This is a genomic window from Streptomyces pseudoechinosporeus, from assembly GCF_054783935.1.
This window is the reverse complement of record NZ_BAAGPS010000028.1, coordinates 86031-92296: the sequence shown is the minus strand read 5'-3', so window position 1 is coordinate 92296 and position 6266 is coordinate 86031. Positions and strand designations below refer to the sequence as shown.

The 6266-nt window shown below is 66.9% G+C and carries 8 protein-coding genes; 4 read left to right on the top strand and 4 right to left on the bottom strand.

Annotated elements, in window-relative coordinates; translation table 11 throughout:
* On the top strand, nt 1–587 hold a 587-nt coding region (locus ACYVO6_RS28835), incomplete at its 5' end, for a hypothetical protein (protein WP_461066173.1).
* Nucleotides 588–1066: 479 nt separating this feature from the next.
* Here the strand turns inward: ACYVO6_RS28835 and ACYVO6_RS28830 are convergent.
* Nucleotides 1067–2920 carry a stealth family protein gene (locus ACYVO6_RS28830; RefSeq protein WP_461066171.1) on the bottom strand — a complete coding sequence of 618 codons (1854 nt, stop codon included), beginning with the start codon at nt 2918–2920 and terminating at the stop codon, nt 1067–1069.
* Between the two features lie 689 nt (nt 2921–3609).
* Here ACYVO6_RS28830 and ACYVO6_RS28825 point away from each other — a divergent pair.
* From ACYVO6_RS28825 to ACYVO6_RS28815, 3 genes are read left to right on the top strand one after another with little or no spacing between them, the layout of a single operon-like run.
* Nucleotides 3610–3921, top strand: a complete 312-nt coding sequence (locus ACYVO6_RS28825) for a hypothetical protein (RefSeq protein WP_461066169.1) — start codon at nt 3610–3612, stop codon at nt 3919–3921.
* Nucleotides 3922–3934: 13 nt separating this feature from the next.
* Nucleotides 3935–4204, top strand: coding sequence for a type II toxin-antitoxin system Phd/YefM family antitoxin (locus tag ACYVO6_RS28820; protein WP_328768976.1), 270 nt, complete (start codon nt 3935–3937; stop codon nt 4202–4204).
* Complete coding sequence (locus ACYVO6_RS28815) at nt 4201–4458, top strand: Txe/YoeB family addiction module toxin (RefSeq protein ID WP_461066166.1); 258 nt, start codon at nt 4201–4203, stop codon at nt 4456–4458. Before ACYVO6_RS28820 ends, ACYVO6_RS28815 begins: the two co-directional genes overlap by 4 nt.
* Before the next feature lie 3 nt (nt 4459–4461).
* Here ACYVO6_RS28815 and ACYVO6_RS28810 read toward each other — a convergent pair whose 3' ends face one another.
* From ACYVO6_RS28810 to ACYVO6_RS28800, 3 genes are all read right to left on the bottom strand, one after another.
* Nucleotides 4462–5025, bottom strand: coding sequence for an OmpA family protein (locus ACYVO6_RS28810; protein WP_425428614.1), 564 nt, complete (start codon nt 5023–5025; stop codon nt 4462–4464).
* A gap of 68 nt (nt 5026–5093) precedes the next feature.
* Nucleotides 5094–5690, bottom strand: coding sequence for a hypothetical protein (locus ACYVO6_RS28805; RefSeq protein ID WP_461066164.1), 597 nt, complete (start codon nt 5688–5690; stop codon nt 5094–5096).
* Between the two features lie 15 nt (nt 5691–5705).
* On the bottom strand, nt 5706–6257 hold the full coding sequence (locus tag ACYVO6_RS28800; RefSeq protein WP_461066183.1) for a pilus assembly protein TadG-related protein: 552 nt from the start codon (nt 6255–6257) through the stop codon (nt 5706–5708).
* Nucleotides 6258–6266 lie beyond the last annotated feature (9 nt).

The window sequence follows — 6266 nt, the reverse complement described above, 5'->3', positions numbered from 1 at the left end:
CACCACCCTTCCCCGCACAAGAACTGATGAAAGGGCACGACATGCTCCCAAAGGACCGGATCCGGGCACTCCTACGGGAACACGACGATCCCCGCCACTTGGAACGCCCCGCGGACTTCGACCGGGAGACCTCGCGGAACTGTTTCGCCCGACTGGTGAGCGCCATTGAGGAACGTTTCGGGCCGTCCTGCTCAAGTGGCCTGGGCCAGGACGCCAGTTTCTACGGTGTCATCGAGGTCCCAGCGGACGCGACGGGCCTCGGCCTGCCCATGGGTGTCGCGATGAGCAACTTCGGCAACTACTTCGTCACCGCATCAATGAGAATTGGTGAAGGTGTCCCCAGCGGCGAGGCATGCCTGCCCGAGGAGTTCGTGACGTGGCTCGACGGCGTCTGTACGGCCATGGGGTGCACCTTCGTCCCGACCGAACTGCTCCGTGAACCGTACGACGGGCCATCGGTCCTGGCGGCGGCAGGGGACGTGGAGCTGGCGGCGGTGCTCATAGCCGCAGGCGAGGCCGAGGCCGAGGAGGACGACGACGAGCTGGGAAAGTCGGACTGGTCCGAGCGCTACTTCGAGTACATATGAGACATCTGAAGCTCCGTCAGTCACCGGCGATGCGGCCTGCGGCACCCTTCGCTCTCACTCCGTCCACATCCCGGCGGACAATCGGCATGACGGGAAGTGAGGATTACGCTCACGGGATTGTCGACGGCATGTACGAAACCAGGATCAGCGGGTCCGTACCACCCGGATCGGCCTCTACAAGACGGAGTTGATCAAGCCCCGCAGGCCCTGGCACAGCCTGGCCGACATCTACCGGATCAAGGGACCGGCATGGACCCTTTCACGCGATCTGCCCTATGGCGAGCGGGAGTTGGACTTCGTCTGGCACAAGCACCGCTGGTGGTGCCAGGACCCGGAGTGCACCAGGAAGTCGTTCGCCCCAGGAGTGCGCAGATTCCCGCACCCGGAATTCCCCGCGGCGGGGTTCCGGGTGCGGGCACGCGCTGCTGTACGCGGATGGAGCCGTGCCCCAACTCGGCATGGACCCCTCAGCGCACGCCCTAGCTCGTGCGGTCGAGGGCCTCGGGTGCCGAGGGGTTGGTCTCGGTCACGGCCGGGTGCTCGTAGCGGCTGGGGAAGGGGAAGTAGGTGTCGAGGAAGTGGTGGAGTTCCTCGGCGATGCGTTGTTGCTGGTCGGCGGGGGTGTTGACGTCGTTGAGGCAGAAGAAGTCGAAGCGGCGGGTCTGTAGCAGTTCGGCCATCTTCTCGGCGGCGTCGGGCTTGGCGACGTCGATGTACCGGAGCTTGTAGCCGGCGGGGACGGCTCGGCCGGTCAGGTAGGCGTGGTGGTGGTGCAGGGTGGCGCCCGTGGCGATGTCGGTGACGGAGCGGAAGCGGGAGCGGCTGGTGCGCTGGACGTTCTCGGCGTAGCGCTGCTCGATCTCCCGCATCACGGATCGGATGTGGGGGTGCGGGGTGTGCATGAACTTGTTGACGATGAAGCGGCCGTGTTCCTTCTGGAGGAGGGAGCGGACGTTCTTCCCCGCGGAGTTGGGGGCGGGCTCGTCGGGGTGCGGGGCGCCGAGGCCGAACTGGAGGGCGGAGAAGGGGAGCTTGGCGATGCCGTTGCCGTGGAAGAAGTGGCCCGCGGTGACAGGGCCTCCGAGGAAGACGTCGTCGTTGAAGTAGATGTAGTGCTCGGACAGGCCGTCGATGTGGTGGAGCTGGGTTTCGATGGCGTGGGAGTTGAAGACCGGCAGGGCGTCGGGGTCGGTGAAGATCTCCTTGTGGGCGACGACCTTGATGCCGGGGGCGGAGGTGTCGAGCCAGGTGGGGGTCTGGCCGTCGGTGACGATGTAGACGTTCCGGATGAACGGGGCGTACATCTCCAGCGAGCGGAGTGAGTACTTCAGTTCGTCGCGGCTCGTGTACCGGGAGGCGCCGGTCTCGCGGGCGTGGATGCGCCTGACGGCGGTGGAACCGGTGCGGTGTGCCTCGCGCGTGGCGGCCAGCTCGGGGTCGTCGCCGTCGACCCAGGTGTAGACGATGTCGACGGGGAAGTCGACGGTTTCGATGGTGGGTTGGAACAGGTCGCGGAACGTGGGGTGCGGGCGGCCGGCTATCTCACGGGTGGCAGGTATCCGGGCGTCGGCGGGTACGGCCTCGGCGATGGCGTTGGGGCGGGGCGCGACGAGGGCGCCGGGCAGGGCGGCGTCGGGCGTCTGGGTGCGCAGGGTCCTCAGGCGCTCGGCGGCTCGTTCGGCCTTGGCCGGGTCGTCGTCGGCGGCTTCCCGGGCGGCGAGCAGGGCGTCGCCGTCCTGCCAGAACTCGACGTCGCAGCCCTGGGAGAAACCCGAGAGAACCTGCCCGGCCGGACCCAGTTGGAGCTCGGCGAAGCGGATCACGCTCTGGCGCTTGAGGGCCGTGGGCAGGGAGCCGTCGGCGTACAGGACGGCGTGGGCAGGCCAGAGATCGTTGCCGGGCTTGACGGCGTAGAGGGGAGCCGTCGGGTAGAGGGCGCGCAGCGCGGTCAGGAACGCTTTGCGGTCGGCCAGGCGGACGCCGACCACGTGGCGCAGTATGGAGCGGCCGGGGACCAGGAAGTAGTCCAGCCCGGCGTGGTCCAAGGCGTCGGTGACGAGGTGCAGGTTGCGGGCGCGTGCGGCCTCGGCGGTGTACGAGCTGACCGTGCGGCCGTAGTACGTGCGGCCCTCGGCGGTGATCGCGGCGACGGCCGGGTCGGCGGCGAGCATGGCCGCCCGCAGGGCCGCGATCTTCTCCTCCTTGGCCCGCCGGGTCTTGGCCTCGCGCCGAGCCCTCTCGGCGGCCTCGGCCTGGCGCTGCTCCTCTTCGCGGCGTTCGCGGATGCGGCGAGGAAGGAGGCGCTCGGTGGCGGCGGATAAGGAGGTAAGCATCGCGGTATCCAGTTCTCTCCGGTCGAGGGGGGCGTGGACCGGCGGTGTGAGGTTGGAGGCAGACCTCATTGCCCAGGTGGGGTGGGCGGTCTGCAAAGGGAAAAGGCAGGGATCTGAAGAGAAGCCGGGAGGCGGGGAGGCAGACGGATCAGACGGGTCAGACGTGAGCCTCGGTCCAGGAAAGGACCTTTTCCGGCATTCCAGGGATGGCCGACAGGGCGCCGCCGTGGGCGGAGCTGCCCTCCAGGCGCTCCGCCGCCGCACTTGTCGCCGCGCTCCATGAGGGCGCACCGACCACCAGCGCGGCCACAGCCGGCACAGACGTCCACAGTCTTCTCACAGGCTCACGCCTCTCCAATCCGATGTGGCAGGCGTGACGGGTGGCCCTCACTGGGGACAGGGAGCCTATGAACCATCTGCGGGGCCACAGTGAAGGAAGTGTGAACTTGAGGTCATGACTCCGTCAAGAAGACTTTGGGTGGAAAGTCTGAATTTGCCTTTCAAATTCCTGAAAATGGTCAATCGAATTTCTTATTGCATTTTGGAGTCATCTCTCCTCCGCAAAATGGACACGTACGTGACGTGAAGTGACCAACCTCCTCTACTCCACGCCGTCCAGCGCCTCCCCAATCCGGTGATGCCGAGCCGAATCGGCCCAGCCCCGACAACTTCCATGGTGGGCTGGGGACATGGACGTCACCGAACAGCGCGGCAAGGGTGAGGGCCCGGCCCGGAAGGTCAGGGTCCGCGTGTCCATGCCCGCGGGTCTCGTCGTCGCGGTGAAGGCGCGGGTGAGGGCGCGCGGGTTCTCGGCGTACGTCAGCGCGGCGGTGGAGCGGCAGATTCAGCGTGATCTGCTTGAAGAGCTGCTCCAGGAGAAGGAGGCGGAGATCGGCTCACCCGCCCCCGAGGTCCAGGAGGACGCTGCGGAGGTCTTCCGCGAGAGGGCGGAGGGGCACCCCGCCATCGATGATGGTACCGTTTCTTGTACCACTGCCTAGGAGGTGCGGTTTCATGTCCATCACCGCCAGCGAGGCTCGTCGCCGACTGTTTCCGCTGATCGAAGAGGTCAACGGCGACCAGAGCGCCATAGAGATCGTCTCCAAGAACGGCAGTGCGTACCTCGTCGCAGCCGAGGAATACGAGGCCCTCCGCGAGACCGCATACCTGTTGCGCTCTCCCGCGAACGCGCGCCGTCTGCTGCGCTCCTACCAGAACGCCCTGGACGGCGAGTACGAGAGCCGCGAGCTCATCCGCGACGATGCCGACGAGGACCGCCCGTGAAGCTCGCCTTCACCCCGCAGGGGTGGGATGACTACGTTCATTGGCAGACCGCCGACCGGAAGATCCTCAAGCGCATCAGCCGCCTCATCGACGACACCCTCCGCGACCCTTACGACGGCATCGGCAAGCCCGAGCCACTCAAGCACGCGCTGGCGGGGGCCTGGTCCAGACGCATCACCGACGAGCACCGCTTGGTCTACGTCCCCCGGGACGGCGAAGTGATCGTGCTCCTGGCCCGCTACCGCTACGAATGACCCTCAGTCGCCCTTCGGGAACGTCACCTCCACTCGGCGGTTTTTGCGGCGGCCCTGTTCTGAGGTGTTGTCGGCGATGGGGTAGTCCTCGCTGTAGCCGCGTACCTCGAAGGTGACGTCGGGGCCGAGGCCGGCGGCTGCCAGTTCGTCGTGCACCACCTCGGCGCGGTTCTTGGAGAGGGTCACGCCGTGGGCGTACGAGCCGAGGTTGTCCGTGAAGCCGAAGACGCGGACCTTCGTGGCGTTCTGGGCCTTGATCTCCTCCGCGATCGCCTGGATACGTGACCGGGCGTCGGGGTTCAGTTTCGAGCTGTCCTTGGGGAACAGCACCTCCGCCTGCAGCGCGAACGTCACGTCCTCGTTCGTGTCCTCGCGGCGTTCCTCGCCCCCGAGGTCCTCGACCACCGACTTGATGTCCAGCACCCGCGCGGGCGCGAGCGTCGCGCCGTCGGCGAGCCTCAGGCCGGGGCTGTTGGCGTCCACCTCCGGTGGTTGGGAGGTGGTGACGCTGCCTGGGGGTTCGCTGGGGTCGCCTTCGTCGGCGTACACCGGGGTGAGAGGGGTCATGAAGACGAGGGCGGTGAGGGCGGTGGCGGTGATCGCCGTGGCGCGGAGGGGTGAGGGGAGGGGCATGGTTACTCGCCCTCGGTGAGTTCGACGGAGGCCGGGGGCATGCCACCTACCTGGAAGGAGACCTTGGTGGTGCCCTCGGGCGGAGCCGGGAACTGGGCGTACCAGTCCGACGATTCGCCTGCCCTGATGCCGCCCACGAAGCGGGTGCAGAGGCAACGCCCTTCCGTGTCCCGGAGGATGAGGTACTTCTTCTTCCCGGCCTGGTCTACGAGGCTGGCGCCTGCGACGGAGGAAGCATTCTTGGACAACTCCTTCTCGTCACCGCGCCAGTCGGCCGCCGCGAACAGAGAGGAACCGTTGTTGGTCACACTGCCGGACACCGTCACGAAGCCGCCCGGGTCGCGAACAGCCGACGTGATGGCGAGCGAAATGTCGTCCTGCTGGGACTCTGCAAGTACCTGGTCCGGCTCGGCTGCTTCGGACTCCTTGCCTTGGTCGTTGCCCTTGTCGTTGTTCTCGGCCGGGGCGGACGAGGCCGTCTTGTCGGGCTGGTCGTCATCACCGCCCCCACCGCAACCGGCCACCGTGAGGACCAGCCCAGTCGTGATCGCCACCGCGGTCAGTACCGTGCGGCCCTTCATGGTGTGCCGAAGATTCATCGGTCCGGCTTCCTTTCACTCGACCAGATACACAGAGAACAGCACGGACGCGTCGGGAAGGTCGTCCAAAACGAAATCTTCGGGGTCGATGTCGATGAGTTGGCCGTCGCAGTCGAGTTGAACGAGGTCCAGGGGGTCCTCGGGCACATCGAAGTCACAGCGCGGTTCGATGACGGCCGTGGCCTGGGCCGTCGCCTCCTGCGTCTCCGTGCCCGGGATGATCGAGTCCCCGACCGTGTAGTTCGTCTGGATCTCCACCTGGTATCCGGGGAAGCCGTTCACCTCTACGAGTTGGGCACCGCCCTGGAGGGCCGAGTCGTTCGCGGCGGCCAGCTGTTGAGCCGCGGCGGTGGCTCCGGCGCCCGTAGCCTCATTCGGGTCGAGCCAGTCCAGCCAGTTGTCGTCCACCCCGATGGCGCCTTCCAAGCCCTCCATCAGTTCGTCCCGATCCGCCTGCGCAGCCGCCAACGCAGCAGCGTCCGCCGCGGATTGAGCTCCATTCCGCGCGGACGCTGCCTGGGCAAACGCGAAGAGGGCGAACGCGGCGAAGAGCAGAATCCCCGTCAGCCAGATGTA